The 15,359-nt window shown below is 42.7% G+C and carries 14 protein-coding genes; all 14 read right to left on the bottom strand.

Annotated features, from left to right (window positions below):
- Nucleotides 1–23 precede the first annotated feature (23 nt).
- Complete coding sequence (uvrC, locus tag JJ692_RS08225; protein WP_024423216.1) at nt 24–1,796, bottom strand: excinuclease ABC subunit UvrC; 1,773 nt, start codon at nt 1,794–1,796, stop codon at nt 24–26.
- A gap of 141 nt (nt 1,797–1,937) precedes the next feature.
- Nucleotides 1,938–2,252: a thioredoxin gene (trxA, locus tag JJ692_RS08220; protein ID WP_007501629.1), complete on the bottom strand. Its 315-nt coding sequence runs from the start codon at nt 2,250–2,252 to the stop codon at nt 1,938–1,940.
- A gap of 246 nt (nt 2,253–2,498) precedes the next feature.
- A complete protein-coding gene (locus tag JJ692_RS08215) occupies nt 2,499–3,977 on the bottom strand; it encodes an alpha-N-arabinofuranosidase (RefSeq protein ID WP_073206871.1) in 1,479 nt (492 codons plus the stop codon).
- Between the two features lie 75 nt (nt 3,978–4,052).
- Complete coding sequence (locus tag JJ692_RS08210; protein ID WP_073206874.1) at nt 4,053–5,030, bottom strand: electron transfer flavoprotein subunit alpha/FixB family protein; 978 nt, start codon at nt 5,028–5,030, stop codon at nt 4,053–4,055.
- Nucleotides 5,031–5,073: 43 nt separating this feature from the next.
- The gene (locus tag JJ692_RS08205; RefSeq protein WP_151040359.1) at nt 5,074–5,847 is read right to left on the bottom strand and encodes an electron transfer flavoprotein subunit beta/FixA family protein; all 774 of its coding nucleotides are present in this window, start codon (nt 5,845–5,847) and stop codon (nt 5,074–5,076) included.
- Between the two features lie 31 nt (nt 5,848–5,878).
- Nucleotides 5,879–6,658, bottom strand: a complete 780-nt coding sequence (locus JJ692_RS08200; protein ID WP_206534397.1) for an enoyl-CoA hydratase — start codon at nt 6,656–6,658, stop codon at nt 5,879–5,881.
- 26 nt (nt 6,659–6,684) lie between these two features.
- Nucleotides 6,685–7,269, bottom strand: coding sequence for a fatty acid metabolism transcriptional regulator FadR (locus JJ692_RS08195; protein WP_024427175.1), 585 nt, complete (start codon nt 7,267–7,269; stop codon nt 6,685–6,687).
- Between the two features lie 167 nt (nt 7,270–7,436).
- Nucleotides 7,437–9,155, bottom strand: coding sequence for an AMP-binding protein (locus JJ692_RS08190; protein ID WP_056768086.1), 1,719 nt, complete (start codon nt 9,153–9,155; stop codon nt 7,437–7,439).
- 99 nt (nt 9,156–9,254) lie between these two features.
- Nucleotides 9,255–9,710, bottom strand: a complete 456-nt coding sequence (locus tag JJ692_RS08185; RefSeq protein WP_206534396.1) for an immunity 63 family protein — start codon at nt 9,708–9,710, stop codon at nt 9,255–9,257.
- Between the two features lie 162 nt (nt 9,711–9,872).
- Entirely contained in the window at nt 9,873–10,277 is a 405-nt protein-coding gene (locus JJ692_RS08180) for a DUF350 domain-containing protein (protein WP_007501637.1), read from the bottom strand.
- A 14-nt stretch (nt 10,278–10,291) separates the two neighbouring features.
- Nucleotides 10,292–12,649, bottom strand: coding sequence for an endonuclease MutS2 (locus JJ692_RS08175; RefSeq protein WP_206534458.1), 2,358 nt, complete (start codon nt 12,647–12,649; stop codon nt 10,292–10,294).
- Nucleotides 12,650–12,670: 21 nt separating this feature from the next.
- Complete coding sequence (polX, locus tag JJ692_RS08170; protein ID WP_206534395.1) at nt 12,671–14,383, bottom strand: DNA polymerase/3'-5' exonuclease PolX; 1,713 nt, start codon at nt 14,381–14,383, stop codon at nt 12,671–12,673.
- A gap of 114 nt (nt 14,384–14,497) precedes the next feature.
- Nucleotides 14,498–15,031 carry a CvpA family protein gene (locus tag JJ692_RS08165; protein WP_024423226.1) on the bottom strand — a complete coding sequence of 178 codons (534 nt, stop codon included), beginning with the start codon at nt 15,029–15,031 and terminating at the stop codon, nt 14,498–14,500.
- A 7-nt stretch (nt 15,032–15,038) separates the two neighbouring features.
- Nucleotides 15,039–15,296 (bottom strand): cell division protein ZapA, encoded by a 258-nt coding sequence (gene zapA / locus JJ692_RS08160; protein WP_012010831.1) that lies wholly within the window; start codon nt 15,294–15,296, stop codon nt 15,039–15,041.
- Nucleotides 15,297–15,359 lie beyond the last annotated feature (63 nt).

Below are 15,359 nucleotides of genomic sequence, written 5' to 3'. Positions count from 1 at the left end.
CAGACTTTTGGTAAAAGTACAATCTATTTTTTTAATGCTTCCATTAAAAGTTCAGCCGTCTGTTTCGGAATGCCAGCCTCCTGAAAGTCTTGGATAGAGGCTTCTTTCATCTTTTTCACAGAGCCAAAATGTTTGAGGAGCTGCTTTTTACGCTTCTCTCCGATACCTGGTACATCGTCTAAAATAGACTGGAATGCATTTTTTCCGCGCAGCTGCCGGTGAAAGCTAATGGCGAACCGGTGCACTTCATCTTGAATGCGCTGCAACAAGTAAAAAGCCTGGCTATTTCGCTCCAGCGCAACAATTTCAAGTGTATCTCCCATCATGAGATTTGAAGTCCGGTGTTTTTCATCTTTTACAAGACCTGCGACTGGGACAGACAGATTCAATTCATTTTCAAGCACATCGATGGCTGCGTTGATCTGTCCTTTTCCTCCGTCAATTAAAATTAAATCTGGCAGCGGCAGTTCATCCTTTAACACGCGGGTATATCGTCTTCTAATGACTTCACGCATGGATGCATAATCATCTGGTCCTGAGACGGTTTTAATTTTGTATTTTCGGTATTCCTTTTTATATGGCTTCCCGTCCTGAAAGACGACCATGGCAGAAACCGGGTCTGCTCCTTGAATATTGGAGTTATCAAACGCCTCAATTCTGTACGGCATATAAATATTAAGCGCATCCCCAAGCTGCTTCACCGCACCAATTGTCCGCTCTTCATCACGCTCAATGAGCGAAAACTTTTCTTTTAAGGCGATTTTGGCATTTTGATGGGCAAGTAAAAGTAAATCCTTTTTCTTTCCTTTTTTCGGCTGGTGAACGTTTGTCTCAAGTAATTGCTCAATCATCTCTTGATCGACACTGTCCGGTACCAAAATTTCCTTCGGCAGAAAATGGTTGTTCTTTTCATAAAATTGCCCCATAAACGTAAGGAACTCTTCCTCAGGGTCCTGATACATAGGGAACAGGCTGACATCACGTTCAATCAATTTCCCCTGTCTGATAAAGAAAACTTGGACACACATCCAGCCTTTATCATAGGCATAGGCGAAGACATCTCGATCTGATAAATCACTCATCGTCATTTTCTGTTTTTCCATCGTTGAGTCGATATAAGCGATTTGGTCTCTCAGTTCTTTTGCCCGTTCAAACTCTAAATTTTCAGCAGCTTCCTGCATCTTTTCGGTCAGTTCTTTTTTGATTTGCTGATGTCCTCCGTTTAGAAACCTTGTGATTTCGTCCACGAGCTGCTTATTCGTTTCCTCGGAAATGTCATACACACATGGTGCAAGACATTGCCCAAGATGATAATAAAGGCAGACACGGTCAGGAAGAGTGGCGCATTTTCTCAGTGGATATAAGCGATCGAGCAGCTTTTTCGTTTCTCTTGCTGCTTGTACGTTTGGGTATGGACCGAAATATTTCCCTTTGTCCTTTTTTACATTGCGGGTGACGATCAGCTTAGGGTGGCGTTCATTCGTAATTTTTATAAATGGATACGTCTTGTCATCCTTGAGCATGACATTGTATTTTGGGTCATATTTTTTGATTAAATTCAGCTCTAAAATGAGCGCCTCGATATTAGAAGAGGTGACAATGTATTCAAAGTCTTCAATTTCACTGACAAGCCGCTGCGTTTTGGCGTCATGTGATCCAGTGAAATAAGAGCGCACCCTGTTTTTTAAAACCTTTGCCTTTCCCACGTAAATGATCGTATTTTGTCTATCTTTCATTAAGTAACAGCCTGGTTGATCCGGCAGGACTGACAGTTTTTCTTTGATTAGTTTGTTCATATTTTCATCCGTCCTTGTTTTCCTCTTTCACTCCTTCTAGTGTATCACGAACATTTGTTTTATACCATGTTGAAAGAAAAGCGGCTCTCGTCTTTACGAGAACCGCTTCAATATGATTATGCCGCTTAGACATAGATCGGTTTATAGATGTTTGTTGACAAGCTCAGCAAGTGCTTCTTTTGGTTTGAAACCAACAGAAGTTTCTACAACTTCACCGTCTTTTAAAACAAGAAGTGTTGGGATACTCATAACGCCGTATTTACCAGCAGTTTCTTGGTTATCGTCTACATCAATTTTTACAATTTTCATTTTGTCGCCCATTTCTTGATCAAGTTCTTCAAGAACTGGAGCAATCATTTTACAAGGTCCACACCATGGTGCCCAAAAGTCTGCAAGAACAACACCTTCTGCAGTTTCTTGTGAAAATGTTGCGTCAGTAGCTTTTACGATTGCCATTATTCATTCCTCCAATGTAAATTATGCTTTTTAGTATAGCATCTACCAATGTGACTTGCGAATGAAATGCTTACGAATCATTTTTTAGGAAATGAATTAAAAAACAAACCGTATAATCGCACCAATAACAACAATCGCACCGATGATCATTAGAATGGTTCTAAGCATATGACATGACACCCTTTCCGCTTCATTTACAATGTATGATGCCCCAACATTCTTCTCATCAAACATCGAAATATGCAATTAAGCGAGGTCGACAGTTATCATGACCACTGACATTGGCGGCAGCTCCACTGTTAATTCGCCGGACTTTACAGTCATTTGCTGAAAGTCTTTTGGCTGAACAGAATGAGGTTCATCGAATGTATTATGGGCATTCATGCGATCGGCCGTCAGCACACGTCCAGTGACTTTCGTTTGTTCATCAATCCCTGCAATGGCAAGGGATATCTCTGTTTGTTCATGCGGATTCAAGTGACAGTAGCTAATATGCATCTTCCCTGATGAACGCGAGGCTGACACACTGACCTGAGGAATTTTTTCACCTCTTCGTTCATACGGCGGTGAAACGAACTCCACTTCAAGCGCTTCTTCCTCTTGATGCACTTGAAACATGTGAAATACATGATACGTAGGTGTCAGAAGCATCTTTTCGTCCTTTGTTAATACCATCGCTTGCAGCACATTGACCGTCTGAGCAATATTTGCCATATGAATCCGCTCGCAATGGCGATGAAAAATATGAAAATGGAGGGCGGCCACAAGGGCATCTCTTAGCGTGTTTTGCTGATATAAAAACCCAGGATTTGTTCCTGGCTCTGGGTCATACCATGTCCCCCATTCATCAATAATCATCCCGATTCGCTTGTCTGGGTCATAACGATCCATGATTTCTCCATGGTCTTCGACAAGCCGTTCCATCTCATAAGCCTTTTTCAGCGTGATAAACCATTCATCTTCATCAAATTCAGTCGCTGACCCCTTTTTCTCCCATGTACCAGGTACGGTGTAATAATGTAAACTGAGCCCATCCATCCACGGTGCAGCCCGCTCCATCAATACTTTTGTCCAATTCACGTCATTAGAGTTCGCACCGCAGGCGATTTTATAAATACGCTGCCCTGCAAATTCTCTTACGTACGTTTGATAGCGTTTATATAAATCTGCATAGTATTCAGGCGTCATATTCCCGCCGCAGCCCCAGCTTTCATTGCCTACACCAACATAGGTCAGCTTCCAAGGTTCTTGTTTTCCATTTTGAATGCGCCAGTCTGACATAGGTGTCCCTTTTGGAAATGTCATGTATTCGACCCAATCGGCTAATTCTTGAACAGACCCGCTTCCCACATTGCCGCAAATGTAAGGCTCACATTCAAGCAGCTCACACAATGTCATAAATTCATGTGTCCCAAATGCATTAGATTCAACCGTACCACCCCAGTGGGTATTGACCATCGGCTTTCGTTCACTGAGATCACCTACACCATTTGCCCAGTGATACTCGTCTGCGAAGCAGCCCCCCGGCCACCTCAGCACCGGAATATGTAATGCTTGAAGCGCCTTTAGCACATCGGTACGAATCCCTTCAATATGATCAATCTCTGAGTCTTTTCCTACCCAAATCCCGTCATAAATCCCTCTTCCTAAATGCTCTTGAAAGTGCCCATAAATGTGTTTAGAAATGCGTCCGATCACGTCATTGACTTTTACTGTCCCCTTCACTTGTCAACCGCTCCTTTTCTGCTTGATCACATACAAAAAAACCCAGAATACCTAGGCATTCTGAGTGTATGAGCGTTACGAGTGGATATTCATCTTTTTTAACTCTTCATTCAAAAGCGGTACCACTTCAAACAAGTCACCAACGATTCCATAATCGGCGATTTTGAAAATTTCCGCTTCTGGGTCTTTGTTGATTGCCACAATGACTTTACTGTTAGACATTCCCGCTAAATGCTGAATCGCTCCTGATATCCCGCATGCAATATAAAGATCAGGTGTGACCACTTTTCCCGTCTGACCAATTTGCAGGGCATAATCACAATAGTCAGCGTCACAGGCTCCGCGCGAGGCTCCGACTGCTGCCCCCAGCGTCTCAGCGAGTTCATTCAGCGGTTCAAAGCCTTCCTTGCTCTTAACCCCGCGCCCTCCAGCAACAATGACCTTTGCTTCCGATAAATCTACACCTTCTGACGTTTTTTTAATGACTTCCTTCACGATCGTCCGAAGGTTCTGAATATCGACAGAAACCGGCGTGACTTCTCCGCCTCGTGACGCATCACGCTCAAGTGGTGCCACGTTGTTTGGCCGGATGGTTGCTAGAAGCAGGCGGTCTGTCGAAATGACTTTTTCAAAAGCTTTTCCAGAGTAAATCGGTCTAGTGAAAACAAGATGTTCACCGGTAACGCTTACATCGATCGCATCTGAAATCAAGCCAGTCTGGAGACGTGCAGCTATTTTCGGCGACAAGTCTTTTCCGATCGACGTATGGCCAAAGAGCACAGCATCCGGATCGACCTGATCTAATATGGCTTGAAGTGCCTGCGCAAAACCATCTGACGTATAATATGAAAGGTGCGGATGCTCCACAATCATGACATGATCCGCTCCATAGTAAAGCAGTTCATCTGCTAGGTCTTTGACGTCATCCCCTATTAACACGCCAATGACCTCACCGCCATCTGCCACTTTGTGAGCGGCAGCAATGGCTTCAAATGTCACATTTCTTAATTTACCGTCACGACTTTCTCCAAGTACAACAACTTTTTTACTCATCTTTAAGCTCCCCCTTGTTCTCGTGATATCGTAAAGTGGATGTTTAGATGACTTTTGCTTCATTTCTGAGTAGATCTGTCAGTTCTTTGACTTGATCCTGAAGCTCGCCGCTCAGCACCTTGCCACCCTCTTTTTTCTCCGGTAAGAAACGTTCAATTGTTTTGTTTTTATATGGTACATCGTCTTCATCCAGATCTAAATCATCAAGTTCCAATTCTTCTAAAGGCTTTTTCTTTGCCTTCATAATGCCTGGTAATGATGGATAGCGAGGCTCATTGAGTCCTTGCTGAGCTGTGACGACAAGCGGGAGTTCGGCAGAAATGACTTCCACATCCCCCTCTGCATCTCGTTCAATCGATACAGAGCCGCCGTCAATTTGAATACTTGTTATCGTAGTCACATATGAAAAACCGAGTAATTCAGCAAGACGCGGTGCTACCTGTCCAGAGCCGCCGTCAATTGCTACATTCCCTGCTAAGATCAAGGAAGCCTCTTTGTCTTTTAAATAGTGATAAAGAATGGTAGAAGCTGAATATTGGTCCCACTCTTCTAAGTCATCTTCGACGTTTAATAAGACGGCCCTGTCACAGCCCATAGCAAGCGCTGTTCTCAGCTGTTTCTCTGCATCCTCACCGCCAACTGTCACAACGGTCACTTCTCCCCCGTGCTCATCGCGAAGCTGAATGGCTTCTTCAATGGCATACTCGTCATAAGGATTAATAATGAACTCTGCTCCATCTTCTTGAATTGCACCAGACTGAATCGAAATTTTCTCTTCCGTGTCAAACGTACGCTTCATCAAAACAAATATATTCATTTATTTCTCCCCCTTGTGTCGTACTTATCCCTTATTCCCCTTTAAAGTTCGGTTTGCGCTTTTCTATAAAGGCCTGGATGCCTTCTTTGGCGTCATTTGATTGGAAAACCTCACCAAACTTTTTGGCTTCCAGCTTCATTCCGCCATCATATGAATACAATTTTGTGGCGTTCAATAAATCAAGCACATATTCAAGTGATTTTGGGCTTTTCGCGGCAAATTTCCCCGCAAGTGTTTTAGCCGCTTCGAGCGCTTCTTCCTCTGTTTCTGCCAGCTTTGTAACAAGGCCGCACGTAAATGCTTCTTCACCTGTAATCGGTTCAGCTGTTCCCATCATTTCAAGCGCTTTAGCAGAACCAACGTAGCGAGGGAGGCGCTGCGTGCCGCCGAATCCTGGAATAATGCCGAGGTTTAGTTCTGGCAGTCCAAGCTTTGCATCTTTTGTTGCGACTCGGATATCACAAGACATGGCAAGCTCAAGGCCTCCGCCTAATGCTGCTCCGTGAATCGAGGCAATGACTGGCTTTGGACACTGTTCAATCCGTTCAAAGACTTGCTGTCCTCTATCAGCGAGGCTTGCATAATCAGACTCTTCCTGTAAAGTCGTAAATTCTTTAATATCAGCACCTGCTGAGAAGAATCTGCCTTCTCCGTGGATCACAATCGCTCTTACTTCTTCATTCTGTTCGAGCTTATCAAACATGTCATTAAGCTCAGTGAGCAGCTGAGAGGATAAGGCATTTGCAGGCGGGTTCTGAATCGTGATGAGCGCTGTCTGTCCTTCATGATGTAAGCTGAGTATTTTTTCCATGTCAATCATCCTTTTTCACATTGTCTTTAGGATTGATGTATTCCGTTTAACAGCAGGTCATGTACACTTTCTGCGAGTGCAGGCAGATCATATTTTTGATCATTCATGACCCATGTTGTTGCGGTTTCATCAATCGTCCCAAATACCATTTGTCTCGCTAAGCGGACATCTAAATTTTGTCTGAATTCTCCTGTTTTCTTTCCTTCTGTTAAAATCGACTCGAGCATATTTAAATACCCTTTTAGCACCTCATTGATTTTTTGCCGCAGCTCAAGGTTTGACTGCCTGAGTTCAAGCTGTGTCACAAGAGCCAAATGATGATTTTGCGCCAGCATGCGAAAATGCTCCTCAATCAACAGTAGAAGCTTTTCTTTTGCAGACGGCTTCTTTTGAATATCTGTCTCCATCCGTTCGATGAATTGTCCCATTTTTTCTTTGAACAATGAGATGAGAATATCCTCTTTGTTTTTGAAATAAAGATAAATGGTTCCGTCTGCTACCCCTGCTTGTTTCGCAATCTTTGAAACTTGTGATTGATGATAGCCGTTCTCCGCAATCACCACAACTGCTGCATCAATAATTTGCATGTACTTCGGTCTTTTCTGCTTCAATGTGCTTCGTCCCTTTCTAAATTGAATGAGCATTCATTCATAACTTTATGTTAAAAAGAAACGGGTGATTTGTCAAGTGATCTTCTTCTTTCTTTTCACCTTTATCATACCAGAGCAGACTGTCATCATTCAAATCATCCGGCCGCTCGACCGGATGATGAAGGCCGTTATTTCTTCAATTGATCGACAGGTGTCTCAGATGATGAAGCTTGCTTTCTTTTTTCTTCTTCAATTAATACTCTGCGCAAAATTTTTCCGACAGCCGTTTTAGGCAGTGATTCTTTAAATTCATACACTCGCGGTACTTTAAATGAAGCAATTCTCGTTCTGACAAAGCGATCGAGTTCATCCTCTGTTAAATAAGCATCCTTTTTCGGTACAACAAACGCTTTTACTGTTTCGCCTCTATAAGGATCTGGTATACCTGCGACAACGACTTCTTGTACAAGCTCATGCTCATATAGGGCTTCTTCGACCTCTCTTGGGTAAATATTATAACCGCTCGCAATAATGACATCTTTTTTCCGGTCAACGATATAGAAAAAACCGTCCTCATCCATATACCCAATATCTCCGGTGAAAAACCATCCATCCCTTAATACAGCTGCTGTCTCCTCTGGCTGATTCCAATAGCCTTTCATAATTTGCGGCCCTTTGACGATAATTTCTCCGTGCTCATACGGCTCTTTAAGGCCACCTGTTTCCTCGCAATAAATACCTGCGTCTGTCCCAGGCCACGGACAGCCAATGCTGCCTGTTTTGTTCGCTCCCCATAAAAAGTTAGAATGGGTCACTGGCGAAGTTTCTGAAAGACCATACCCCTCTACTAAACGCCCTCCTGTTAATTTCTCAAAGCTCTGTTTGACTTCAACAGGAAGAGCCGCCGAGCCGCTTAAACATGCAGTGATGGACGACAGGTCATACTTTTCAATGTTCGGATGATGCAGCAAGGCAATATACATGGTGGGTGCACCTGGAAAGAGCGTCGGTTTCTGTTTTTCAATCGTTTTGAGGGTATCAGCTGCGTCAAACCGCGGAAGGAGAATCATTGAATGCCCTTCTTTGACAGCAAGATTTAATACGGTCGTCATTCCGTATACATGAAAAAACGGAATGATGCCGAGGATTCGTTCTTTGCCTCTTGTCGTTTTATACATCCAAGAAGCGCACATTTCAGTATTCGCTAAAATATTTTCATGCGTCAGCATGACCCCTTTTGGTAAACCGGTCGTTCCGCCTGTATATTGCAAAACAGCGACATCCTCTTTCGGTTCAAAGGCAAGCGCCGGAATCTGTTCTTCTGACGATTCTTTCATGATTTGTGAGAAGTGATGAATGGTCTCACTTTTCTCGACTTCGATGACCATTTTATTTTTTCTTTTTTGGACGATAGGAAACAGAATGTTTTTCGGAAATGGTAAATAATCCTGTAGTTTGGTGATGATCAAGTGCTCCATACTTGTCAGCGCTTTCATTTTATAGGCCTTTGGATACAATAAATCCAGTGTAATCAGCACTTTTGAGCCGCTGTCCTCCATTTGATATGCCAGTTCTTTCTCCGTATAAAGCGGGTTCGTTTGAACAACGATGCCGCCTGCAATTAAAACAGCATAATAAGAAATGACAGATTGAGGGCAGTTTGGCAGCATGATCGCTACTCTGTCGCCTTTTTTCACGCCAATTTTCATCAGGTAACCAGCTAGTTTCAATGCTTCTTCCTGGAGCTGTTCATAGGTGATGTTTTTTCCTAGAAAATGAATGGCTGTATGCTCAGGTGCAGCCTCTGCGGAGCTGAATAAGTAAGATTGTAACGTCTCATTTGGGATGGTGAGTTCGTGGGGAATTTGATTCGGGTAATGCAGAAGCCAACGTTTATCTGACTGCATAAAAACCCTCCTTCCTGAACTTTCGTACTATTTTATTATAGCAAACTTTTCCTTAAGGCAGTTTGCTTTTTTCAAATAGAGCTTGGTTCCATGCCATCTTTATTTCTTCGCTGGTGTTTCGATCGATGCTCTTTTTCCTTCATGATGCCACTGTTCATATAATCCACCAATTGCACGGAATGACTCATTTACTCTCTCCACGATCTGTTGATGGATACTCGGGTCATTAGGTAAATGCGTCTGGATGTTGTCGACTTGATACTGCCTCATCATGTCTATGTAGACTGTGAGAAAGATCGTGTCTTCTAAAATCCAGTAAATGACTTCATCCGCCGCTTTTGTTCTTTTATGCAGCATTTGGATTCCTCGTTCATATTGAATGAGAATATAGCCACTCGAATCGATTTGAACATAAGGGCTCAAATCATCAAAAAATCCAGTCGTTTGAAATGGACGTGCAATATACGGTTCATATATGTCTCTTGGCAGGGAAGTCATTTGGAGACAAGTATCAATACGCTTTATGAGTTCGTCTTTTTGCAGAATTTTTTTCATGTGATTCGCCGCCTTTGGGTGAGATAAAAGCTGCCAAGGAATCCCTGACAGCTTTCTCACTTTGTCTTCTTCATTTCACAGGAACATGTAAACGGCACCAATGACCGCAAAAGTGCAGGCAACTACGATTAATACTTTTGCTAGCTTTTCCATGTCGTCTCCTTAAATGCCGGCTGCTACTACGTAAGACAGCCCAACTGAAATAATGAGTGAAATAAACCCGACCGCTCTATTATCATTCTCAATCTCTTTGTCTACTTTAAATCGCGGTGTTAAAAATTCAAAAATGAAATAGCTGACAAGCAGCATCACAAAGCCGTATACGCCCCATCCAACCATTTGTAGAAGGGAATTGTGCTGTGCGATTGAATGCTGAAACACATTCGCAATCCCAAAAATCTTTCCGCCTGTTGCCATGGCAACAGCTAAGTTCCCACGCTGGATCTCTTCCCAGTTTTTATAGGAGGTAACGAGTTCAAAAATGGTTAGAAATAAGACAAGACATAGGACGGCCACGCTGTAATAGGCGGCAATTTCCACAAGTTCATTTTCCCAAAAGGCTTTCATGCGTTTTCTCCTTTTTACTTTAATTCGACGATGGTAACGCCTGATCCTCCCTCGCCTTGTTCCCCAAAACGAGCATTTTTCACACTTCGGTGCTGTTTCAGTAATTCCTGAACCCCTTTTCTAAGGGCGCCAGTTCCTTTTCCGTGAATGATTGACACTCGCGGATAACCAGCTAAGACAGCATCATCTAGATATTTCTCGACTCTGCTTAAGGCATTTTCATAACGCTCGCCCCTTAAGTCAAGCTCAAGCGATACATGATAGTCTTTTCCTTTGACTGCCGTAATGGCTTTCTCCTGCTTAAATTCAGGTGCTGATTTGATAAATTCCATGTCTTTTTCTTTTACTTTCATTTTCAGAATGCCCATTTGGACACTCCATTCTTTGTCACCTGTTTGTTCAAGCAGCGTTCCTTTTTGCCCGAAGGTGAGCACCTTCACTTCGTCGCCTGATTTTAGCTGTCTTGCTGCTTTTTTCACCGGCTCAGGCTTTTTCTTCCGGTCAAACTCAGGAACTGCTTCTTCAAGACGCTTTCTCGCATCGATGAGTTCATGCTCTTTGAATGAGCGATGCTCATTTTTTATCGACCGAAGCTCTTGAATGATGTCTTCTGCTTCTTTTGAGGCTTGTTCAATTTTTTCTGCTGCTTTTTGTTCAGCTTCTTCTAGCAGTTTGTCCTTTTGCTCATTCCATTCAAGAATTTGTCTCTGCAATTCTTTATGAAGCTTTTCTGCTTCTTTTCTATAGGCTTCTGTTTCATGCAGCTCTTCTTCTGCTTGTTTCTTGCTGTCTTCTAATGAAGCAATCATTTGGTCTACTTCATTATGTTCAGCATGCATATCCGCTTTTGCCCGGTCAATGAGGTGATCTGGCAAACCAAGACGTTTAGAAATTTCAAATGCATTACTTCGTCCGGGCACACCGATGAGCAAGCGGTACGTTGGTGATAAGGTTTCAATGTCAAACTCCACGCTCGCATTTGTGACACCTTCTCGGTTATATCCGTAAGCCTTCAGCTCAGGATAGTGAGTCGTTGCGATGACGCGTGCATTTGTTTGATGCACTTCATCTAAGATACTCATGGCCAGCGCGGCACCTTCAGCAGGGTCTGTTCCTGCCCCTAATTCATCAAATAACACGAGTGAGTTAGATGTCAAATTCTTTAAGATATCCACAATATTGACCATATGAGATGAGAATGTACTCAAGCTTTGCTCAATCGACTGTTCATCTCCAATATCAGCAAAGACTTGGTCAAATACCGCCACTTCTGATCCTTCTTCAACTGGAATATGAAGGCCTGACTGCGTCATCAGCGTAAGAAGACCAAGCGTTTTTAAGGTCACTGTCTTACCCCCTGTATTTGGGCCAGTAATGACGATGGTTGAAAAATCTTTGCCGAGCTCAATGTCATTTGCCACAACCTGATCCCTAGGCAATAGAGGATGTCTTGCCCGCTTTAAATAAATCTCCCCTTGATCGTTCACAGCAGGCTTTGTGGCTTTTTCTGCCTTTGCATATTTTGCTTTAGCAAAAATAAAATCTAACGTCTGAAGCTCCTTTACATTGTGAAGCAGTTCCTCAATGTGTTCTGACACACTCTCTGTCAGCATTTGCAGGATCTTTTCGACCTCTTGTTTTTCTTTTAAACGGGTTTGCTGCAAGGTGTTATTTAAATCCACGACCACTTGCGGCTCGATAAAAAGGGTTGCCCCAGATGATGATTGATCGTGAACAATTCCGCCGTAATTCGAGCGGTACTCCTGCTTTACCGGAATCACGAACCGGTCATTACGAATGGTAACAATCGTGTCTGACAGCATTTTTGAAGCAGATTGTGAACGAATCATAGATTCTAATTTATCACGAACTTTTGATTCAAGTGAACGTAATTGTATGCGCAATGAACGAAGTGCCGGGGTGGCATGGTCGAGAACTTCTCCATTATCACCAATACAGCTTTCGATTTCTTTTCTGACTTCAGGCAGTAAAATCAGTGTCTCTGCATATGTATGAAGTCGTGGTATGTCTACACCATCTTCATACATGGACTTGAGAAAATGCTTCATATTCTTCACAGCATATAATAGTCCTGCAATTTCCATGAGCTCAGACGGGCTTAATGTACTGCCGATTTCTGCCCGTTTGACCCCGCGTCTAATATCCGTCAGCCCGCCAAATGGCGCCGATCCCTTTAAGCGGATAACATCCTGTGCTTCTGCTACCTCTTCCAGCAAATGCTGAATGGTTTCTATATCCGTCAGCGGCGTTAAATCCTGCGCTTTTTCTTTTCCTAATGATGATGCGGTATAGGACATGACTTTTTCTTTTACTTTATGAAATTCTAATGATGCTAACACTTTTTGTTGCAGCATGGTCCTGCCTCCTAACGACTACCTGTCACGCGTTAAAAACTTTTTGATCTCGTTTAGAGAAAAAGTATTCACGACATTTGCTTTTGGTGTCCAGCCTTTTCTTGCAGCTGTTACACCAACTTCCATATGATCCAGCATGGCGATATTGTGTGCATCTGTATTGATCATGATGTTTACACCTGCTTCGTTTGCTTTCATTAAATGCTCTGTTCTCAAATCAAGTCTTGACGGGTTGCTGTTGAGTTCTAGTGCAGTTCCCGTTTTCTTCGCAAGCTCTATAAGCTGATCTATATTTAAGGCATAGCCGTCCCGTCTGCCGATCAAACGGCCTGTTGGATGTGCAATTAAATCCACATGCTGATTCCGCAGCGCATTTTCAAGGCGCTCCATAATGACTTCCTCTGGCTGAGAAAAGCTCGAATGGATGGACGCAATCACAAAATCCATGTCTGATAAAAAGTCATCATCATAATCTAATGATCCATCCGGGAGAATATCCATTTCGACCCCTTTGAAAATGTGAAAATGCTCAAATTCTTGATTCAGCTTGTCAATTTCTTTTGCTTGCAGACGTAAACGTTCTTTTGTTAAACCGTTTGCTACTTTTAAATATTGCGAGTGGTCTGTAATCGCCATGTATTCATAGCCTTTTGCGATACATGCCTCTGCCATTTCGCGAATAGAAAATGCGCCGTCACTCCAAGTCGAGTGCATATGAAGGTCGCCTTTCATATCTTTTAACTCTACAAATTGCATACTTTCTTTATACGTATCAATCTCCGCTCCGGTTTCACGAATTTCTGGCGGAATGAGCGGAAGTTCAAAATGCGCATAAAAAGCGGCCTCGTCTTCAAACGTTTTGACTTCTCCAGTTTCAATTGTTTCCACACCATATTCACTAATACGCTCTCCGCGTTCCTTCGCCAGCTGGCGCATGCGAATATTGTGATCTTTTGAGCCGGTGAAATGATGCAGCGTTGTGGCAAATTGATCTGTTGTCACAAGCCGGAAGTCTACACTGATCTCAAAATCAAGGGCAAGAATGACAGATACCTTCGTATCACCGCTTGCGATAACGTCTTTGACATCATCGAGTGCAACGAGCTGCTCTCTGACTTGTTCAGGATTGTCAGTCGCGATGATATAATCTAAATCTTTGACAGTTTCCCGTGCACGTCTTAAACTGCCAGCTCTTGAAAAACGAAGAATACCCTTCATCTGTTCAAGCGCATGATCAATCCGCTCTGCCACATCTAATGCAAAGCCAATTGGCAGTCGTTCTGGCTGCTTTCCGGCCTCCTCAAGAGCAGCGAGAATCTTTTCTTCTGTTTTTTTACCGAAGCCTGCAAGCGCTTGTACTTTTTCCGCTTCACATGCTTCCTTTAATGACTGTGCATCATGGACTCCAAGCTCTTGGTAAAGCTTAGCAATCTTCTTCCCACCAAGTCCTTGCAATTTTAAGAGCGGGACAAGTCCTTCAGGCACTTCCTTTTTTAATTGTTCAAGTGTTTCTGATTGCCCTTTTTCGATATACTCTGTGATCACAGCAAAGGTTCCTTTTCCAATGCCGGGTAATGCTAATAGATCATCTATTTGAGAAAGGCTGCGGTCGTCTTGTTCCAGTGCCGCTGCTGCTTTACGAAAGGCAGAAATTTTAAAAGGATTATCTCCTTTTAGTTCCATATATACTGCAATTGTTTCAAGAAGTTTGATAATATCTTTTTTATTCATCTCTCATCCTCCAGCCGCTTTGGCATCTTCCTATATAAATATACAAACTTTCCCTTCATCCTACAACTTTCTGTCATGGAATGAGAAAAAACTTCTCCAGGAAAGGAGAAGTTTTTAAACTCCATACGTCGACCATAGGTCTTTGACAAGACCGGACAGGTAAGGGGTGTTGTTTACGATCACATCTGCTAACATTGATTTGCTCATCATTGTTTGCAGCGCATCTACTGGAAGTAATGCAGCGACAAACAATAGAATAAACACAAATAAATAGGTTTCAAGAAATCCTAAAACACCGCCAAGCAGTTTGTTCACCTGTTTAATCACAGGTATACTTGCAATGGTTGTGAGCAATCCGCCAATGATGGCGAGCAGGATTTTGGTCAAGATAAACAGAATGATAAACGCAATGGTATTATAATAAGCTGTTTCTAGATTCCCGCTAAAGAAAGCGAGCTGCGGTTGACCGCCGCTAAAATTAGGTGCCGGAATCCACGTAAGCTGTGGTGCCAGTGACTGATAAAACATGGACGCCACTAAGATAGAAACAACAAAGCTGATCAATTTAATAAATTGAAGAATAAACCCGCGTTTTAGACCGACAAGCGTTCCCATAAGAAGCAAAAACAAAATGATGATATCGATCACGGTAATTTCATTCCTTTTCTTTTAGCTGAATCTCTAATTTTTCGTATTGCTCTTTTAATTTCAAGTAGTCGTGGACGACATTGACTGCTGTCAGTACAGCTAATTTGTTTATATCAAGGTATGGATTTTTTTCATTTATTTCTCTCATTTTATCATCAACAATTGACGCAACATGCCGCATATGCATCTTCGTTTCTTGACCGATGATCGTATAGGACTGTCCGTATATCTCAACTGTTGTTTTCGTTTTACCGCCGTCAGACAACGTTTCTCCTCCATTCCACGAGAATCCTAGTCTCTATCATAACATGTTTAGACATTGAATGGA

The organism is Bacillus sp. 3a, from assembly GCF_017161885.1.
Taxonomy (GTDB): domain Bacteria; phylum Bacillota; class Bacilli; order Bacillales; family Bacillaceae; genus Bacillus; species Bacillus safensis.
Note: the sequence above shows the minus strand (reverse complement) of the source record. Positions and strands in the feature narration are given on the sequence as shown.